Source organism: Achromobacter sp. (genome assembly GCF_057314935.1).
Genome location: NZ_DBHKZA010000008.1, coordinates 1 through 16372 on the forward strand (window position 1 = coordinate 1; position 16372 = coordinate 16372).

Consider the following 16372-nt stretch of genomic DNA (forward strand, 5'->3'; position numbering starts at 1 on the left):
ATGTAAAAACCCCCGAAGGTTGGATCAACATCCAACTTTCGGGGGTCAGTTCAAAGGGGCATCTTTTTTGGCTGGTTAGTTAGCTGGCGGCTTAGTTGCTGCTGGCCTTCCAGGTGCCGTCGGGCAGCTTGCAGAACCAGAACTGCCACTTTTCAGTCGTGCTGGTGCGGGCGAAGTCGGCCACCAGGAAGCGGCAGACGCGGTCGTCCTTGACCTTGCTGGTCTGCGTGGGGGTCAGTTGGACGGTGATCGGGGCGGCCCGCTTGGGCTGCGCCTTGCTGGTCCATTCCGTGCGCTGGCCGTCCGCCGAGTTGTTCAGCGCCTGCGCGATCGCTTCGTGGAACGACGTCCGGTCGCCCTTGGGGATCTCGGTGATGAGTGAGTTGTTCAGCATTACCGGCGGCGCGGCCACAGCGGCTGCCGACAAGCCGGTCGCGACGAGCAATGCGGCGAGAACGCGGGTGGTTTTCAAGATGGGCTCCCTGTCGGATGGATCAGATTGTCATGCTTGCACATGAGCCGATAGTACGCGAACCCGTTCCTTTTTCAATCCGCCCGCCTGCCCGTTCGTTGACCTGCGCCGACTTGCGACAAAAAAAAGCCGCCTGATTGCAGGCGGCCAAGGTACAACAAGGGGAGGGAGTCAATCGTTGCGGAGCAGATCAGTTGCCGTGGTAGACGCCAGCGAAGGGCATGTCGTTCGGTTCGACGTTGCTCACCAGGCCGGCGGCCTTGGCGGCGGCCAGTTCGGCTTGCACGTCAGCGCGGGTCTTGCCCGATTGGGGGGCGCCGTAGACGCCTTGGAACGGCACGTTGTTCGGTTCGACGTTGGTCACCAGGCCGGCAGCCTTGGCGGCAGCCAGTTCGGCCTGCACCTGGGCGCGGGTCGGGCCTTCGTACGGGGTGCCGTAAACGCCTTGGAACGGCACGTTGTTGGGTTCGATGTTTTGCGATGCGTAGGCGCCAGCGCTCAGGGCGGCCAAGGACAACATCAAAGCGGTAGCAAGGGTCTTCTTCATGGTAAATCTCCGATTTCAAGAGCCTAGGGGGCGAATCAGGCGGCCTATCCGTCGTGGTTCGTTGCTGTTTCCCGATGACTGAATTCTGCGCCGATTAGAGGTAGGGATAAACCCGTATATGGGTAAAAGATATTTCCATAAATGGGATGAAGATGTTCGATTTATTCGATAGTCACCAATTATGGAACCGATAGCGTAAGAATGGCCGGTTGGGAGCCCGCATGGAAAAGGTCCATCTGACGCGTGAAAAAGCCACGCTGCTGATCACGCTGTACGCCAAGGCCGAAGAAAGCCGCTTGCCCGGTTCCTTGCTGCAGGACCACTACGCCGCCCAGGCCGTCGCGCGCATCGACCACGATTTCGCGGCATTGGGCATGCGCCGCGACGAGATGATCGGATTGGCGATGCGGGCGTACACGCTGGACGGGTGGGTGCGGGAATTCCTGGCCGCGCACCCCGGCGCCACCGTGCTGCATCTGGGCTGCGGTCTGGATAGCCGGGTGTTCCGGGTGGACCCGCCGCCGGAGGTCCACTGGTTCGACCTGGATTTTCCCGAGGTGATCGACCTGCGGCGCGCGCTGTATCCCGCGCGTCCGGGCTATCAGATGCTGGGTTCGCCGATGTCGGACCTGGGATGGCTGTCGCGGATCCCGACCGACAGGCCGGCCTTGGTGGTGGCGGAAGGGTTGTTCCTGTACATGCCCGAGGACGAGGTGCTGCAGTTGCTGCGCACTGTGGCCACGCAATTCCCCTCGGGCGAGATCGCCTTCGATGCCTATAGCCGGACGGGGCTGGCGCTGGCCGCGCGCAACCGCATGTTCCGGGCGACGGGCGCGGTGATGCGCTGGAGCCTGGGCGATCCGCTGGACCTTGAAGCGCAGGTGCCCGGGCTGCGGTTGCGCAGCGAGCAATGGTTGTATGAGGAAAGTGGCGGCACGCAGTGGGCCCGGTATTCCTGGCCTGCCCGGGCGGCCATCTGGATGATGCGCCGGGTCGCGCCGCTGCGGCGCTTGGGCAGGTTGCTGCGCTACCGGTACTAGCCGCGCGAGATCAGTAGTGCGGCGGCAGTTCGTCGCGCAGGCTGCGGAAAGGCGCGGCGCCCTCGGGCGCCTGCTGGCGCAGGTCGGCCACTTCACGCAACAGCCGGTCTATCTGCTGTTGCTGTCGGACGATGATCTGGTTTAACTGCTCTAGCAGGTCGTCCGAGAAGCTGGCCTTGACCTCCAGTTCGAGCAGGCGGCGTTCGATGTCTTGCGATGGTTCCATAGCGGCTATTAGAACCTATTCCCGCTTGGCGTTTCCAATGGCAATTGCGGGTCCATGGCTCTAAGGGAGACGGATTTGACGAAGCAGGTCAGACGGCGCGGCGCGGCGTCGCAACTAGGGGCGCACTGGAGCGTGCGCTGGGCTGCCCGCGGTTCGCTGGCGGCAGGGTTGACGCAAGGGCTGGCCAACGCCGCGTGGGCTGAGGAAGCCGGCCCCACCTTGGCCCCCGTCGTCGTGACGGGCACGCGCCTGGGCACCGCGGTGCTGGACACGCCCGCGTCGGTGGACGTGGTCGACGGCGCGGCCATGCGCCGCGGGCAGCCCGGGATCAACCTGTCCGAAGGGCTGGCGGGGGTGCCCGGCCTGCAGATCCAGAACCGCCAGAACTATGCGCAGGACCTGCAGATTTCCAGCCGCGGCTTTGGGGCGCGGTCCACCTTCGGCGTGCGCGGCGTGCGGCTGTACGTGGATGGCATTCCGGCCACCATGCCGGATGGGCAGGGGCAGACGTCCAACATCGACATTGGCTCGATCGACCGCGTCGAGGTGCTGCGGGGGCCATTTTCCGCCCTGTACGGCAATTCATCGGGCGGCGTGATCCAGGTCTACACGGAAGACGGCACGCCGCCGCCCACGGTGTCGGCAAGCGGATGGGGCGGCAGCGACGGCACGTGGCGCTACGGCATGAAAGCCAGCGGCGGCGAGCCGGGCGGGATGGACTATGTGCTGGACGCCAGCCGCTTCACCACCGACGGCTACCGCGACCACAGCGCGGCGCGCAAGAACCTGGCCAACGCCAAGCTGGGCCTGCAACTGGACGACGCCAGCCGCCTGACCATCGTGGTCAACCGCGTGGACCTGACAGCGCAGGATCCCCTGGGCCTGACCTATCAGCAGTTTCAGGACGACCCGCGCGCGGCGCCTTTGGCCGAGCAGTACGACACGCGCAAGACCGTGCGGCAGACGCAGGGGGGCGTGGTGTACGAGCGGCACGTGGATAGCCGCAACACCTTGCGCGTGATGGCGTACTACGGTCAGCGCGACACGACCCAGTACCAGTCGATCCCGCCGGCGGCGCAACTGGCGCCCACGCAGGCGGGCGGGGTCATCGATCTGGCGCGCCGGTATGGCGGCGCGGATCTGCGCTGGACCTCGGAGCTGGACCTGGCGGGCCGGCCACTCACGCTGATCGGCGGCTTTTCCTATGATTCGATGCGTGAAAACCGCAAGGGCTATCAGAATTTCATCGGCGCGGGCGCCGATCAGCAACTGGGGGTGCAGGGCGCGTTGCGGCGCGACGAGACCAACACCGTGTACAACGCCGACCCCTACATGCAGGCATCGTGGAAGGTGTCTGAGCGTTGGACGGCGGATGCGGGCTTGCGCTACAGCACGGTCGCCTTCGACTCCAACGACCACTACGTCACGGCCGGCAACGGCGACGACAGTGGCGACGCACGCTATCGCAAGGCGCTGCCGGTGGCTGCGCTGCGCTACGCGGCCAGCCCGGATATCAGCGTGTATGCGTCCTATGGGCGCGGGTTCGAGACGCCCACATTGAACGAGATCTCGTATCGGCCGGGCGGCCAGCCCGGGTTGAATTTCGGCCTGGCGCCTTCGCTCAGCACCAATCTGGAGGCCGGCGTGAAGGCGCGCATGGCCGGCGGCCTGGCGACGGCCGCCGTCTTCCATACCGGCACCGACAACGAGATCGTGTCGGCCGGCAGTTCAGGCGGGCGCACCAGTTATCAGAACGCCGGCCGCACGCGGCGCGATGGGGTGGAGCTGGGGTGGTCGGGCGAGGTCGCGCGCCACTGGCGCACGCAGTTCGCCTATACGTGGTTGAACGCGCGTTACGCGGACGACGGTTCCGGCGACATCCGCGCCGGCAACAAGATTCCCGGCATCGCGCGCCAGGCGCTGTTCGCGTCCCTGGCCTGGGCGCCGCCCGAAGGCTGGCAGGCGTCGGTGGAAGGCCGCTACCTGAGCAAGATCTACGTCAACGACGCGAACGATCAGGACGCGCCGGGCTACTTCGTGGCGGCGGCAAGCGCGGGCTATGTGAAGCGGCTGGGCGCATGGGAATTGAATGCCTACGCGCGCGTGGACAACCTGTTCGACAAGCGCTATGCCGGTTCCGTGATCGTCAACGAAAGCAATGGCCGCTATTACGAGCCCGCCGCCGGACGCAGCCTGGGCGCCGGCGTCGGCGTGGCATACCGGTTCTAGCGGAGGGGCTGTCAGTCCGGCGCATCCGGATAACAGACGCCGTAGTCTTCGCAAGCGGGGCAACCGGGCGCGGCGCAAGGCGGCAGCCCGGCGTGTTCACAGGCCGAGTACGCCAGGAATTTCTTCCAGCGCAGATTGCGGACGTTGCGTATCACCAGGCCCGGGTAGTGGCGCGCCAGCAGGAAGGTCACGTCCTCGCGGCCGGACAGGCCGAGGTCGCGCCACAAGTGGTCGGGCCGCAGGCAAGCGTGCACCAGCACGCCGGTGACCCACGGCGTGGTTTCGTGTTCGGGGGCGCGGTAGGCGTCCAGCAGCACGCGCAGCAACAAGGTGAAGCCGGGTTGCGGATCGCCGCGGCCCCGCAGCGCGTAAGCGTCGGCTTGCTCGCGCAAGATGGCCAGCCGCGCGTCGTCAGAGGCCAGCGCGCCCGGAAACAAATGATCAAGCATCTGCTGCAGTTCGTCGGGGCAGAGGCCGCTGCGCGCCAAGTCCTGGTGCGCCAGGCTGGTGCCGATCACCGTGGCGAAAAAACCGGCGTCGGGATGGCCGGGCGGCGCGTGATGCAGCAGGGCGCGGGCAAACCGCTGGGCCGGCGGGGGAGTGTCGGCCAGGGTGGGGGGAGGGGTCAGCACGGCGTCCATAGGAGGGTGTGGCGGTCGCTAAATTCGTTCAACTGTTAATGAAATCGTTATATTGCGGAATATATAACGAAAGGCGGCCGCCATTCCGTGATGTGGGACAAATGCGACTCAGGACTTACCCGCGAGCGGGGCGTGGGCCCGGGGGTATGATCGGTGTCCCTGATTTCCTGGCTTTGTCCTCCGCATGCCGCGCAGCTTCCGTCCCGCACTCTCCCGTATGTCCGGCGCCCTCCTGTTGGCGCTGGCAGGCCTGGCGGCGCTCCCGCAGCCGGCCGTGGCGTCCGATATCGGCGCCACCATCGAGGCCATCCGCCTGTCGCGCTACCCGTTGCGCGAACCCGAGCGGCGCGTGTGGGGCACGGAGAATGTCCGCGACGCGGTGCTGGTCGGCCAGATGGAAAACCGGCTGTACCTGTACCGGTATGTGCGGGGAACGGGCAAGGAATTCCACCTGGACTTCCGTTCGCAGCCCCTGGTGATCGACCCTGCTGCGTGGAAGGCGTCGCGCGAAGAGAACGTGGCGGTCAGGGCGCCGCGCAACGACGAGACCCTGTATTGGGTGGGCTATACCTACAACGACGCTGATGCCACGCGGTCCGACGGATTCCTGGTGGATGCGGCGGGCAACGTGGCTACGGTCCGCGCGGATGCCTACCTGGCCGTCGTGACCGCCAACCAGCCGTGGGACGAGGCGCGCAAGGCGCAGGCCCTGGCCACGCTGCAGCAGGCGCTCACGAACTACCCCGGCCGACTGAAGGCGTTCCCTGTCGCGGTGCGTTTCGAGCATCAGGCGCCGGTGGATGTGACGGCCACGTTCCGCACGCTGCATCAGGTCGCGCGCGCCATCCCGCGCGCCAAGACCGCGGAATTCGCCCGCGCGCTGGCGGACCTGCGCCGCTTCGTGATGGAGCAGGACTTTCGCGAGATCGATCCGGGCGGCAAGGATCCCGAGATGCTGACGGCGTTGAACGACTACGGCTTCTGGTTGACCGAATCCGGCGACGCCGTGCAGGCCGACCGCGTCTTGAGCGACGTGCTGCGGCGCGACCCTGCGCGCACCGCGGCGTACCTGAACCGGGCGGACGCGCGCTGGGCGCAGAGCGCGAAGGCCGGAGACCGCCGTGGCTACTTCGAGACGCTGGCGCGCGAAGACTACCGCCTGTATTGCACCCAGCGCCTGGCAGCCAAGGAGGCGATCCCCGGCAATATCGCCAGCCGCATCAGCGCCGCCCTGAACGAAAAAGCGCTGGACGCGGCGGTCTGCCGGCCCCGCCTGGCGATCTTCAAAGCGATCCGGGCGGATGACGTGGATGCCGTGCGCACCGAGTTGGCGCGCGGCCAGAATCCGAACGGGGTGAACGAGAACGGCACGTCGGCACTGGCCGTGGCGGTGTCCGGCAAGCAGCTGGAAACCGTGCGCGTCCTGCTGGCGGCGGGCGCCCGCGCGGACGGCCCCAACAACGGCTTCCTGCTGCTGGCCAGCGCCTTGCCGGACGCCAAGGACACGCGTCCGGCGGCGGAGCGCTACGCGCTGGCCGATGCCTTGATCGCGGCGGGCGCGCCGCTGGATGCGGGCGACTACAACGGCACGCCGTTGCTGGTGCGGCGCATTTCGTACTACAGCGAAGACAAGGACAGCCTGACGTACCTGCTGGCCAAGGGCGCCAACCCGAACGCGCGTGAAAAGAACGGCCGGTCTGCGCTGCACGCCGCCATGGGATCGCCCAGCCGGTTCTGGTTCGCCGAGCAACTGCTGGCCAAGGGCGCGGACATCAACGCGGCCTATGTCCGGATGTACTACGGCAACCGCGGCATGTGGGAAACGCCCTTACTGGAAGCGCTGCGCGAATCGAACAGCGGCGAGTTGACGCCGACGGCGGTGTTTCCGGTCTCGGAACGCGTAGCCTTCGCCCTGTCGCACGGCGCGGACGCGGCGGTGGGCGGCTACAGCGCCAGCAAGACGCCCGAACGCAACGGACTGAACGAAGCCTTCAGCCTGGCCGTGCGCACCCTGCAGCCCGCGCTGGTGGATCAGTTGGCGCAAGCCGCCGGCCAACCGCGGCTGCCGCTGACGCCGGAGTCGCTGTCCAGTTTGCTCAGCGTGTGGAACCAGGTGGAGATCCGGGCGGCCGTCAAGCAGAACGGCCCCGAGTGGGACGGCCAGCGCGCCAAACTGCGCGCCACCGCCGACCGCCTGCTGGTGGCCGGCGTGCCGCTGACGCGCGCGGACGATGCCACGGGCATCACCAACAACAACATCGCGCCGCTCAGCTTGCCGTGGCTGCCCGACGACCTGTATCGGGCGTGGCTGGAGAAGGGCGCCGATGCATCGGACCGGACCGACAAGAGCGTGCGCATCGATGGGGTAGCGGATGCCGACGCCCTGCCGCTGGTGATCATGCTGCGCCTGGGCAAGGAAGCCAAAGCGAAGATGCTGCTGGAGCATGACGCCGGGCTGTACCGCACCCCGTGGCGTTGCGGCATGGCGGTGGCCGATGTGCTGGCGTGGCAACTGGACGACGGCGGACCGCTCAGCCCGACGGGCGCGCGTGCCGTGAAACAGGTGCTGGACGGCGCGGCCGGGGCAGCCAGTTGCGATCTGAACCAGGTATCGCGCGTGCAGCCGCACGTCGGCGTGTCGGCCAACGAGCTGGTCAGGCAGGCGGGAGTGGCCTTGACGGTGACCGCGCCTTAGTCGGCCCCGCAAGCCCCCTCGTCGGGCGCGCAAGCCCCGCAATGTAAAACAGGCGCCCGAAGGCGCCTGTTTTTTTGCTTCAACGGCAAGCCGTCATTACATGGCGTGGCCCATGTTGACGTTCATGTTGTACAGCACCCATGCCGAACCGCCGACGATGATGGCGATGATCAGCACGGTGAAGACGAACGCGGCCAGGTTGTCGCGGGCCGACTTCGACGCGCCCATGTGCAGGAAGTACACCAGTTGCACCAGCAACTGGAGCACGCACAAGGCAACGACGCCGACGATGGTGATGGTGTGCGACAGCGCGCCGTGCATCACCAGGCCGAACGAGCCGAAGGTGAGCAGCAGCGAGAGCACGAAACCGATGATGTAGGACTTCAGGCTGCCGTGGTCGGCGGCGTGATCGTCGTGGCCGTGTGCGGCCGCAGCGGAGTGCGACATCAGATGGCTCCCATAAGATAGACGAAGGTGAAGACGCAGATCCAGACGATGTCCAGGAAGTGCCAGAACAGGCTCAGGCACGCCAGGCGACGCTTGTTGATCGAGTCCAGGCCATGGCGGCGGATCATGTCCAGCAGCACGATGATCCAGATCAGGCCGAAGGTGACGTGCAGGCCGTGCGTGCCGATCAGCGTGAAGAACGCCGACAGGTAAGCACTGCGGCCCGGACCGGCGCCTTCAGTGATCAGGTGATGGAATTCCCAGACTTCCATCGCGATGAAGCCCGCGCCGAACAGGAACGTCACCATCAACCAGCCCATGGCGCGGGACTTGTTGTTGGCGTGCACGTTCAGGTTGGCCATGCCGAAGGTGAAGCTGGAGAACAACAGCAACAGCGTTTCGACCAGCACGAACTTCAGGTCGAACAATTCCTTGCCCGTGGGGCCGCCCGCGGTGGCGTTGGACAACACCGCGAACGTGGCGAACAGCACCGAAAAGATCAGCAAGTCGCTCATCAGATAGACCCAGAAACCGAAAACGGTCTTGGATCCATCGTCATGATGCGCGTGATCGTCGTGACCCGCGTGGGGGTGAGTGGCTACGGCTTGAATCATGGCTCAGGCGGCCTTCTGCATTTTTTCAAAGTGGGCGTTTTCGATGCGTTCGACTTCCGCGGCCGGGACCCAGTAATCGACGTCGCGGTCATAGGCGCGGGCGATGAACGAACCGACCATGCCGACGAAACCGGCGATGGCGAGCCACCAGATGTGCCAGATCAGCGCAAAGCACATCACCAGGCCGAACAGGCCGATGTACACGCCAGCGCCGGTGTTCTTCGGCATGTGGATGTCTTCGTACTTGGCCGGGCGCTTGTAGGCCTTGCCGCTTTGCTTGTCTTCCCAGAACTGGTCCAGTTCTTCAACGTGAGGAACGTGGGCGAAGTTGTAGAAAGGAGCCGGCGACGAGATCGCCCATTCCAGGGTACGGCCATCCCAGGGATCGCCGGTGACGTCCTGGTTTTGCTTGCGTTGGCGAACCGACACGAACACTTGCTGCAGCAGGAACCAGATGCCCAGCATGATCAGCGCGGCGCCAGCCAGCGCCACCAGCAGGTACGGCTGCCATTCGGGGTTGTCGTAGTGGTTCAGACGACGCGTCATGCCCTTGAAGCCCAGGATGTAGAGCGGCATGAAGGCCATGAAGAAACCGACGAACCAGCAGTAGAACGAGTAGCGGCCCAGGCGCTCATTCAGCGTGAAGCCGAAGGCCTTGGGGAACCAGTAGGTCATGCCCGCGATACAACCGAACACCACGCCACCGATGATGGTGTTGTGGAAGTGGGCGATCAGGAACAAGCTGTTGTGCAGCACGAACGACACGCCGGGGATGGCCAGCATCACGCCGGTCATGCCGCCGATGACGAAGACGATCATGAAGCCCAGCGTCCACAGCACCGGCGTCGTGATGCGCAGGCGGCCGCGGTAGATGGTGAACAGCCAGTTGAAGATCTTGGCCCCGGTCGGGATCGAGATGATCATTGTGGCAATGCCGAAGAAGGCATTGACGTTGGCCCCCGCACCCATCGTGAAGAAGTGGTGCAGCCAGACCAGGAACGACAGCACGCCGATGGCGGCCGTGGCGTAGACCATGGACTTGTAGCCGAACAGCGTCTTGCGCGCGAAGGTGGCAACCACTTCCGAATACACGCCAAACGCCGGCAGCACCAGGATGTAGACCTCGGGGTGGCCCCAGATCCAGATCAGGTTCACGTACATCATGACGTTGCCGCCCATGTCGTTCGTGAAGAAGTGCGTGCCCAGGTAGCGGTCGGCGGTCAAGAGCGCCAGCGTGGCGGCCAGCACGGGGAAGGCCGCGACGATCAGCACGTTGGTGACCAGCGAGGTCCACGTGAAGATCGGCATCTTCATCAGGCTCATGCCCGGTGCGCGCATGCGCAGGATGGTCACGATGAAGTTGATGCCGCTAAGTGTTGTACCCAGCCCGGATATCTGCAGCGCCCAGATGTAATAGTCCACCCCGACGCTTGGGCTGTAGTCCAGCCCTGACAACGGCGGATAGGCGAGCCAGCCGGTCGCGGCGAATTCGCCCACGAACAGCGAGATCATCATCAGCGCGACGCCGGCGCCGAACAGCCAGAAGCTCAGCGAGTTCAGGAACGGGTAGGCCACGTCGCGGGCGCCGATCTGCAGCGGCACCACGATGTTCATCAGCCCGGTAATGAAGGGCATCGCCATGAAGAAAATCATGATGACGCCGTGGGCGGTGAAGATCTGGTCGTAGTGGTGGGGAGGCAGGAAGCCGGCGGAGTCGGCGGAGGCGACCGCCAACTGGGTACGCATCATGATGGCGTCGGCAAAGCCGCGCAGCAGCATGATCAGCGCGACGATGATGTACATCACGCCGATGCGCTTGTGGTCGACGGAGGTCAGCCATTCCGTCCAGAGGTACTTCCACTTGCCGAAGTAAGTGATGGCGCCGAAGACCGCTAGGCCTCCCAGGCACACGGCGGCCAGCGTAACCATGACGATAGGTTCATGGTACGGAATGGCCTCGAGGGTGAGTTTCCCGAGCATTGTTAGTTAATTCCTGCGATCAGATTGTTCGACGTGGAGGTGCACGTGGCGGAGTCCACGCCGGCCATCTTGGACATGGTGCTGCCCAAGACGAAATCAAACATGGCGGGAGGCGCCGAGGAGTACTTGACGACCGGGTTGCGCTCGCTGCGCTTGGTCAGTTCCGCGTACACCTCGGGGGTCAGCGCCGTGGGCGAAGCCTTGGCTTCCTTGACCCAGTTGTCGAACCCTTCCTGCGGCATGGCGATGGCCTTGAAGCGCATGCCGGAGAAACCGGCGCCGCTGTAGTTGGCCGAGATGCCGGCGTAGGTGCCGGCTTCCGTCGCATTCAGGTGCAACTTCGTTTCCATGCCGGCCATCGAGTAGATCTGGCTACCCAGCTGGGGGATGAAGAACGAGTTCATGACCGACGCCGACGTGATCCGGAAGTTGACCGGGACGTCCACGGGGAACGCGATCTCGTTGACCGTGGCGATGTCGTATTCGGGGTAGATGAACAGCCACTTCCAATCCAGCGACACCACCTCGATGGTGACGGGCTTGTGTTCGGAAACAAGCGGCTTGTAGGGATCCAGCGCGTGCGTGGAGCGCCAGGTGATCACGGCAAGAATCGCCACGATGATACAAGGAACGGTCCAGACCACGACTTCGATCGCCGTGGAGTGGGCCCACTTGGGCTGGTAGTCTGCTTTGGTATTGGATGCGCGGTATTTCCACGCGAACGACACGATCATGAACAGTACTGGGATCACAACGATGAGCATCAGCCCCGTCGCCGTGAACAGCAAAGTCTTTTCCTGAGCGCCAATGTCTCCCTTGGGGGAGAGGATTTCCATGTTGCAGCCGCCAAGCAGCATGACCGCGCCGACGCCAAAAATGCGCGTTAGGGTCGCAAGGAGGGGGTGTTTCACGTACAGCCTTGGATGGATGGTTGGAAATGCTGCGGAGCAGCAAGCTGGAATGCTGCCAAGCAGCAACGTCCATCCTATCGGCTTGATATCGGTCAAGCATGCGACGAATGGTCGCATTGCCTGGGAGGATTCTGCCCCCAATGAAGCAGATTCAGGGTTTTCCTAGGGAGCAAATGCCCTAGGAAGCAGTGCGGGGGTGCGACGATATGTCGCAGGCGCACATGGGGGTGTTGTAAAGATGTGTCGCAACTGCACAAGTCAGTCGACGAGCACCTCGCGTTCCGGCCCCGGTTTTTTTGCCAGCTTGCGCTGCAAGGAACGGCGGTGCATGCCCAACAGGCGCGCCGCCGCCGAAACGTTGCCGCCGGTCTCGTGCAGGGCCTGATGGATGTGCTCCCATTCTAGGCGGTGCAACGGCGTCATGGTCGTTTCGATCGTAACGGATTCTGGCTTCACCAGGCCCAGGGTGCGCAGGATCATCGGCGCGGTCGCCGGCTTGGGCAGGTAATCGTCCGCGCCACGCTTGATGGCTTCCACGGCGGTCGCCACGCTGGCGTAGCCCGTGACCAGCAGGATCCGCATGTCGGCGCGCAGGGCGCGAAGGGGACGGATGAGCGTCAGGCCGGAGTCCTCGCCCAGGCGCAGGTCCACCAGGGCGAAGGCCGGGCGGATCTCCTCGGCCACGCGCAGCGCTTCCGCGATGCCCGTGGCGGTTCGGGTTTCCAGGCCACGGCGCGACAGGCTGCGCTGCAAGGTGCGCACATACAGTTCGTCGTCGTCGATCAACAGGCCAAGGTCGGTAGGATTCATCACTGTCAGGTTCCGGGGTTGCCCAGGGGCAGGTAAAAGCGGATGCGGGTGCCTCCCCCTGAGGCGGCGGTCATGGTCATTTCACCGCCCAGCTGTTCCACGGTGGCGTGCGACAGCGCCAGGCCGACGCCCAACCCTCCCGGCTTGCCGCTGTTGAACAGGCTGGTGGCGGGCAGCAGGGTCTGGTCGGGGTCGAAACCGCGGCCGTAGTCCCGTACTTCGCCGCGCAGGGCGCCATAGCCATATTCCAGATGCAGGTCCACGCGGGGGGCCTCGGCGGCCTCGCCGGCGTCCGCCGCGTTGTTCAAGAGCGCTTGCAGCAGGTGCGCGATCGCCGGGTCCACCCGCAGGCTGGTCGGCAGGGCGCCCGAGCGTTGCAGGTCGATCGTCGGCCGGATCAGGCGCCATTGCCCCACCACGCGGACCAGGTCCACCGCGGTTGGGACCGCCAGATTGCGGATGCGTTCCCGGCACAGGGCCAGCAATTGGCTCAGGGTGGCCACGTCGGCGCGCAGGTCTTCGTCCTTGACCTCGGCGGCGATCTCGTCGGCCAGCAGCGTCATGGTGGCCAGCGGCGTGTTCAGTTCGTGCGCCATGGCCGCCGCGTGCGTGGCCAGGGCGACGATGCCCTCGTTGCGGGTGAAGCGTTCGCGCAGCCGCGCCAGCTCGCGCTCGCGGTCGCGCAGGTCGGACGCCAGGCGGGTGGAAAACACCAGCACGACCACCACGGAAATCAGGAAGTTCACGCCCAGGCCCCAGAGCAGCAGGGAATGGGTGTCCACGTCGCCGCGCAGGGGCTGGCCGAAGATGGCCGCGGCCGCATAGCCGGAAATGCCCGCCACCGCCGCCGCCAGCGCCCAATTGCGCGGCAGCGCCAGGGCCGCCAGCGCGGTCAGGATCAGGAACATCGTGCCGAACGGATTGCTGATGCCGCCGCTCCAGCCCACCATCCACGACAGCACCGCCATGTCCACGAACAGGTGGCCGAAGGCGGTGGCGTGGGACAGGTCGCGGGGGCGGCGCAGGCGCAGGCTGGCGTAGGCGTTGAATCCGATCAGCACGCCCACGCCGATCCACAGGGGCTCGAGCGGCAGGGCAAGGCCCAGCACGCTGCTGGCCAGCAGGATGGTGGCGGCTTGGCCCGCGATGGCGAGCCAGCGCAGGCTGCATAAGGTACGCAGGAATGAAAAGGCGGAACTACCGGGCATATCCAGACACAGAGGTGCCGGCGGGCCCGCCGGCGGGTCAAGCGCCCGGCGGCGCGGAACGCAGGCATCCGGCGCGCGGCGCGAGAGGCCGGCTGCCGTCGAGCCTGACTACGGCGTCGACGGCGGATGTGCTGGCATTGTATGGCGATTCAGCATGAAACGCTGGCAGGGGCGGCAGATGGTGCGTCCCTGATATTCGCCAAGGGTCCCGCGCGTCAATGGATATCGGACATGCCGCTGTGGGCCATGGCGGCGGGCGGGTAGTCTTCCTGGTCGGACGCCATCTGGCCTTGGATCTGGGCCTGCTGCAATTCCTGTTCGACCTGGGCGCGGCTTTCGGATTGGGTGGACGCGACGGGGGGCGGGTAGTCTTCCTGGCCGAAGGAATACGTGCCATTGGCCTTGGCCTGAGCCAGTTCGGCGGCCACCTGGGCGGAGGTCTTCGCGGCGGGGGCGGGGTAGCCGACGCGCCAGTCCCCATAGAGATCGCGTTTGTACTGTGCCGTGGGGGCCGCGGTTTGGGCCTGGGCAGCGCCCGCGACAGCCAAGCCGGCGCAAAGCAACAACGTGGTGGTGAGGGTCTTCATGAAACGCTCCTGGCAAACAAAGCCTGCGGCCGGTTTGGCCGCGCCGTCATCCGCGATGCTGCCGACGGACGATTTCCTGGATGCGGGAATGCCTGGCCGGGTGCGTGAAAACGGCGCGCGTCCGGTCTTTTCAATTCGACCGGGCGAGCGCCGTGGTGTTGCAGGGAAATCGGCGGCGGGACGCGAAAGGTATTTCAAGCCTGAAGTACAGGTGTCATTCGGCTTTCACGGGGTCGTTCCCCCATTGGTCGCGGCCACCGCCGGTGTGCCCTATATATATGGATCAGTGGCCGTGCTGCGCCGCCGGCGCGGCGCCGGCCTTCGCATTCAGCGCGCGGGCCTCGGCCTGCACCGGTACCCGGCGCTGCTGTTGCTTGCCGTCTTCCACCACCAGCGTCAGCGGGATGCGGTCGCCCGGGTTGATTTGCCGGGCCAGGTCGATCAGCATCACGTGATAGCCGCCGGGCTTCAGTTCCACCGGCTGGCCGGCGGGCAGGTCGATGCCGGGCACCTGACGCATCTTCATCACGTTGTCCTGCATGGCCATTTCGTGGACTTCCACGTGCTTGGCGGCATCGGACTCCACGGCCACCAGGCGGCCGGGCACGGACGAGGTCAGGCGCATGAAGGCGCCGGTGGCATGCTGGCTGGGCACGGTGGCGCGCACCCAGGCGTCGTCCACCTTCAAGGCGGCGTCTTGCGCCAGGGCGGCGGGCGCAAACCCCGCCAGCGCGCACAGGGAAATGGCGGCGGCCAGGGACTTGAGCGAAAGGGTCTTCATCATGGTGGCTTCTCTATCGGGTTGGCGGCGTGGTGTCACAGCACGGTGCGCAGGTCTTGCACGCATTCTTCGGCGCTCTGCTGGTGGCGCAAGGCAAGCCGCAACTTGCCCTGGGCGTCGATGATGTAGGTCAGCGCGGTGTGGTCCATGGTGTAGGACGAGCCGGTGGCGACCTTTTGATAAAACACCTTGAAGGATTGGGCGGCAGCGCGGGTCTGCTCCGCATCGCCGCGCAGGCCGACGAACGCCGGATCGAAGGCCTGGGTATAGGCGCCGAGGATCTCGGGCGTATCGCGCTCCGGGTCGACGGTGATGAACAGGACTTTCAATTTGTCGGCGTCGGCGCCCAGCAGGCCCTTGATCTCGATGGCGCGGGTCAGCGCCGTCGGGCAGATGTCCGGGCATTGCGTGAAACCGAAGAACAGCATGACGGGATGGCCGCGGTAGTCGGCCAGGCGGCGCGTTTGGCCGCTCGTATCCTGCAATTGGAAATCGCCGGTCGGCATGCCGGACAAGTCCATGCCGTGCAGCTTGGGGGCTTCGGGCCCGCAGCCGGCCAGGGCCAGCAGGGCGAGGGACGACAGGAGCAGGCGGCGCCGGGGATCGGGCGCATGGGCAAGCGCCGCGCCGGCGCGCGCGCGCAGGGCGGGGAAATGCATGAACGGGGAATGCATGGAAACCTCTTTGGTCGACGGGTCGGCTAGGCGCGCGGCGGGGCCGCGCGGTCAGGCGGAGTCAGGCCAAAGCAGGGGGCGCGCGGGAACCCAGGGGCGGGCCATGGGCGGCCAGCGCGGGCAGGGCGCGGTAGGCGGGCGGCGGCGGCACATACCGGCCCGCCGGCAGAAGGATCGGCGTCACCGCCGGGGTGGGAGCGGGCGCGACGTGCGCCAGCAGCCCGAATGGGCATTGCGCGCCGGTCTTGGCGGCGTCGTGGCCGGATGGCCGGTCGTCGCCGCCCGCGCGGGCCAGCGCCACGCTGAGCGTGGACAGGTCGCCCGCGGCGGAACAGAACGTGACTTCCAGCCGGCCATCATGCAATGCACGGGCATCGGGCATGTAGCCCGCCGGCACCAGGGCGCGCAAGGTCAGGGCCAGAAGCGCCAGCCACAGCACCCCGTGGGCGCGCGCGGCGCGTCCCAGGCGGTGGAGGCGGGTCAGGTCAGGCATTGCGCCATTTTAGTCAT

General features: G+C 65.8%; 17 protein-coding genes. 3 read left to right on the forward strand and 14 right to left on the reverse strand.

The genetic code is table 11. From position 1 onward, the window contains the following. Window positions 1–91 precede the first annotated feature (91 nt). The gene (locus ACO6D5_RS04435) at window positions 92–472 is read right to left on the reverse strand and encodes a hypothetical protein (RefSeq protein WP_315844704.1); all 381 of its coding nucleotides are present in this window, start codon (window positions 470–472) and stop codon (window positions 92–94) included. A 190-nt stretch (window positions 473–662) separates the two neighbouring features. Then, window positions 663–1019, reverse strand: coding sequence for a DUF4148 domain-containing protein (locus ACO6D5_RS04440; RefSeq protein ID WP_088589517.1), 357 nt, complete (start codon window positions 1017–1019; stop codon window positions 663–665). A 221-nt stretch (window positions 1020–1240) separates the two neighbouring features. Between ACO6D5_RS04440 and ACO6D5_RS04445 the strand changes: the two genes are divergently transcribed. Continuing rightward, window positions 1241–2059 carry a class I SAM-dependent methyltransferase gene (locus ACO6D5_RS04445; protein ID WP_485824708.1) on the forward strand — a complete coding sequence of 273 codons (819 nt, stop codon included), beginning with the start codon at window positions 1241–1243 and terminating at the stop codon, window positions 2057–2059. Between the two features lie 10 nt (window positions 2060–2069). On the opposite strand, the gene ACO6D5_RS04450 is transcribed toward ACO6D5_RS04445, so the two are convergent. Beyond that, window positions 2070–2285: a SlyX family protein gene (locus ACO6D5_RS04450; protein WP_315844702.1), complete on the reverse strand. Its 216-nt coding sequence runs from the start codon at window positions 2283–2285 to the stop codon at window positions 2070–2072. Window positions 2286–2360: 75 nt separating this feature from the next. On the opposite strand from ACO6D5_RS04450, the gene ACO6D5_RS04455 reads away from it, so the two are divergent. Continuing rightward, entirely contained in the window at window positions 2361–4514 is a 2154-nt protein-coding gene (locus ACO6D5_RS04455) for a TonB-dependent receptor domain-containing protein (RefSeq protein ID WP_485824709.1), read from the forward strand. A gap of 11 nt (window positions 4515–4525) precedes the next feature. Here ACO6D5_RS04455 and ACO6D5_RS04460 read toward each other — a convergent pair whose 3' ends face one another. Then, on the reverse strand, window positions 4526–5155 hold the full coding sequence (locus tag ACO6D5_RS04460) for a nitrogen fixation protein NifQ (RefSeq protein ID WP_485824710.1): 630 nt from the start codon (window positions 5153–5155) through the stop codon (window positions 4526–4528). 217 nt (window positions 5156–5372) lie between these two features. On the opposite strand from ACO6D5_RS04460, the gene ACO6D5_RS04465 reads away from it, so the two are divergent. Then, window positions 5373–7850 carry an ankyrin repeat domain-containing protein gene (locus ACO6D5_RS04465; protein ID WP_485824711.1) on the forward strand — a complete coding sequence of 826 codons (2478 nt, stop codon included), beginning with the start codon at window positions 5373–5375 and terminating at the stop codon, window positions 7848–7850. A 96-nt stretch (window positions 7851–7946) separates the two neighbouring features. Here ACO6D5_RS04465 and cyoD read toward each other — a convergent pair whose 3' ends face one another. The 10 genes from cyoD to ACO6D5_RS04515 all read right to left on the reverse strand — a co-directional run bounded on the left by cyoD (window position 7947) and on the right by ACO6D5_RS04515 (window position 16355). Further along, the gene (gene cyoD, locus ACO6D5_RS04470; RefSeq protein ID WP_054422653.1) at window positions 7947–8297 is read right to left on the reverse strand and encodes a cytochrome o ubiquinol oxidase subunit IV; all 351 of its coding nucleotides are present in this window, start codon (window positions 8295–8297) and stop codon (window positions 7947–7949) included. Beyond that, window positions 8297–8911 (reverse strand): cytochrome o ubiquinol oxidase subunit III, encoded by a 615-nt coding sequence (gene cyoC / locus ACO6D5_RS04475; protein WP_006222595.1) that lies wholly within the window; start codon window positions 8909–8911, stop codon window positions 8297–8299. The genes cyoD and cyoC overlap by 1 nt, the downstream gene beginning before the upstream one ends. Window positions 8912–8914: 3 nt before the next feature. Further along, window positions 8915–10891, reverse strand: a complete 1977-nt coding sequence (gene cyoB / locus ACO6D5_RS04480; RefSeq protein ID WP_315844699.1) for a cytochrome o ubiquinol oxidase subunit I — start codon at window positions 10889–10891, stop codon at window positions 8915–8917. Between the two features lie 2 nt (window positions 10892–10893). Further along, window positions 10894–11802 (reverse strand): ubiquinol oxidase subunit II, encoded by a 909-nt coding sequence (cyoA, locus tag ACO6D5_RS04485; protein ID WP_315844698.1) that lies wholly within the window; start codon window positions 11800–11802, stop codon window positions 10894–10896. A gap of 258 nt (window positions 11803–12060) precedes the next feature. Next, window positions 12061–12612 (reverse strand): response regulator transcription factor, encoded by a 552-nt coding sequence (locus ACO6D5_RS04490; protein WP_006221322.1) that lies wholly within the window; start codon window positions 12610–12612, stop codon window positions 12061–12063. Window positions 12613–12617: 5 nt separating this feature from the next. After that, window positions 12618–13820 carry an ATP-binding protein gene (locus ACO6D5_RS04495; protein WP_315844697.1) on the reverse strand — a complete coding sequence of 401 codons (1203 nt, stop codon included), beginning with the start codon at window positions 13818–13820 and terminating at the stop codon, window positions 12618–12620. Between the two features lie 215 nt (window positions 13821–14035). Continuing rightward, entirely contained in the window at window positions 14036–14407 is a 372-nt protein-coding gene (locus ACO6D5_RS04500; RefSeq protein WP_485824712.1) for a DUF4148 domain-containing protein, read from the reverse strand. Window positions 14408–14690: 283 nt separating this feature from the next. Further along, a complete protein-coding gene (locus tag ACO6D5_RS04505; protein WP_315844756.1) occupies window positions 14691–15188 on the reverse strand; it encodes a copper chaperone PCu(A)C domain-containing protein in 498 nt (165 codons plus the stop codon). Between the two features lie 35 nt (window positions 15189–15223). Further along, window positions 15224–15847, reverse strand: coding sequence for an SCO family protein (locus tag ACO6D5_RS04510; RefSeq protein ID WP_485824759.1), 624 nt, complete (start codon window positions 15845–15847; stop codon window positions 15224–15226). A 76-nt stretch (window positions 15848–15923) separates the two neighbouring features. Continuing rightward, window positions 15924–16355, reverse strand: coding sequence for a DUF2946 family protein (locus ACO6D5_RS04515; RefSeq protein ID WP_315844695.1), 432 nt, complete (start codon window positions 16353–16355; stop codon window positions 15924–15926). Between the last annotated feature and the right edge of the window lie 17 nt (window positions 16356–16372).

Excerpts from the sequence above, each read along its gene's own strand:
- ACO6D5_RS04440 (WP_088589517.1), bottom strand. The coding sequence starts at position 1,019 with ATGAAGAAGACCCTTGCTACCGCTTTGATGTTGTCCTTGGCCGCCCTG.
- ACO6D5_RS04445 (WP_485824708.1), top strand. The coding sequence starts at position 1,241 with ATGGAAAAGGTCCATCTGACGCGTGAAAAAGCCACGCTGCTGATCACG.
- ACO6D5_RS04450 (WP_315844702.1), bottom strand. The coding sequence starts at position 2,285 with ATGGAACCATCGCAAGACATCGAACGCCGCCTGCTCGAACTGGAGGTC.
- ACO6D5_RS04460 (WP_485824710.1), bottom strand. The coding sequence starts at position 5,155 with ATGGACGCCGTGCTGACCCCTCCCCCCACCCTGGCCGACACTCCCCCG.
- ACO6D5_RS04465 (WP_485824711.1), top strand. The coding sequence starts at position 5,373 with ATGTCCGGCGCCCTCCTGTTGGCGCTGGCAGGCCTGGCGGCGCTCCCG.
- cyoD (WP_054422653.1), bottom strand. The coding sequence starts at position 8,297 with ATGTCGCACTCCGCTGCGGCCGCACACGGCCACGACGATCACGCCGCC.
- cyoC (WP_006222595.1), bottom strand. The coding sequence starts at position 8,911 with ATGATTCAAGCCGTAGCCACTCACCCCCACGCGGGTCACGACGATCAC.
- cyoB (WP_315844699.1), bottom strand. The coding sequence starts at position 10,891 with ATGCTCGGGAAACTCACCCTCGAGGCCATTCCGTACCATGAACCTATC.
- ACO6D5_RS04490 (WP_006221322.1), bottom strand. The coding sequence starts at position 12,612 with ATGAATCCTACCGACCTTGGCCTGTTGATCGACGACGACGAACTGTAT.
- ACO6D5_RS04495 (WP_315844697.1), bottom strand. The coding sequence starts at position 13,820 with ATGCCCGGTAGTTCCGCCTTTTCATTCCTGCGTACCTTATGCAGCCTG.
- ACO6D5_RS04500 (WP_485824712.1), bottom strand. The coding sequence starts at position 14,407 with ATGAAGACCCTCACCACCACGTTGTTGCTTTGCGCCGGCTTGGCTGTC.
- ACO6D5_RS04505 (WP_315844756.1), bottom strand. The coding sequence starts at position 15,188 with ATGAAGACCCTTTCGCTCAAGTCCCTGGCCGCCGCCATTTCCCTGTGC.
- ACO6D5_RS04510 (WP_485824759.1), bottom strand. The coding sequence starts at position 15,847 with ATGCATTTCCCCGCCCTGCGCGCGCGCGCCGGCGCGGCGCTTGCCCAT.
- ACO6D5_RS04515 (WP_315844695.1), bottom strand. The coding sequence starts at position 16,355 with ATGCCTGACCTGACCCGCCTCCACCGCCTGGGACGCGCCGCGCGCGCC.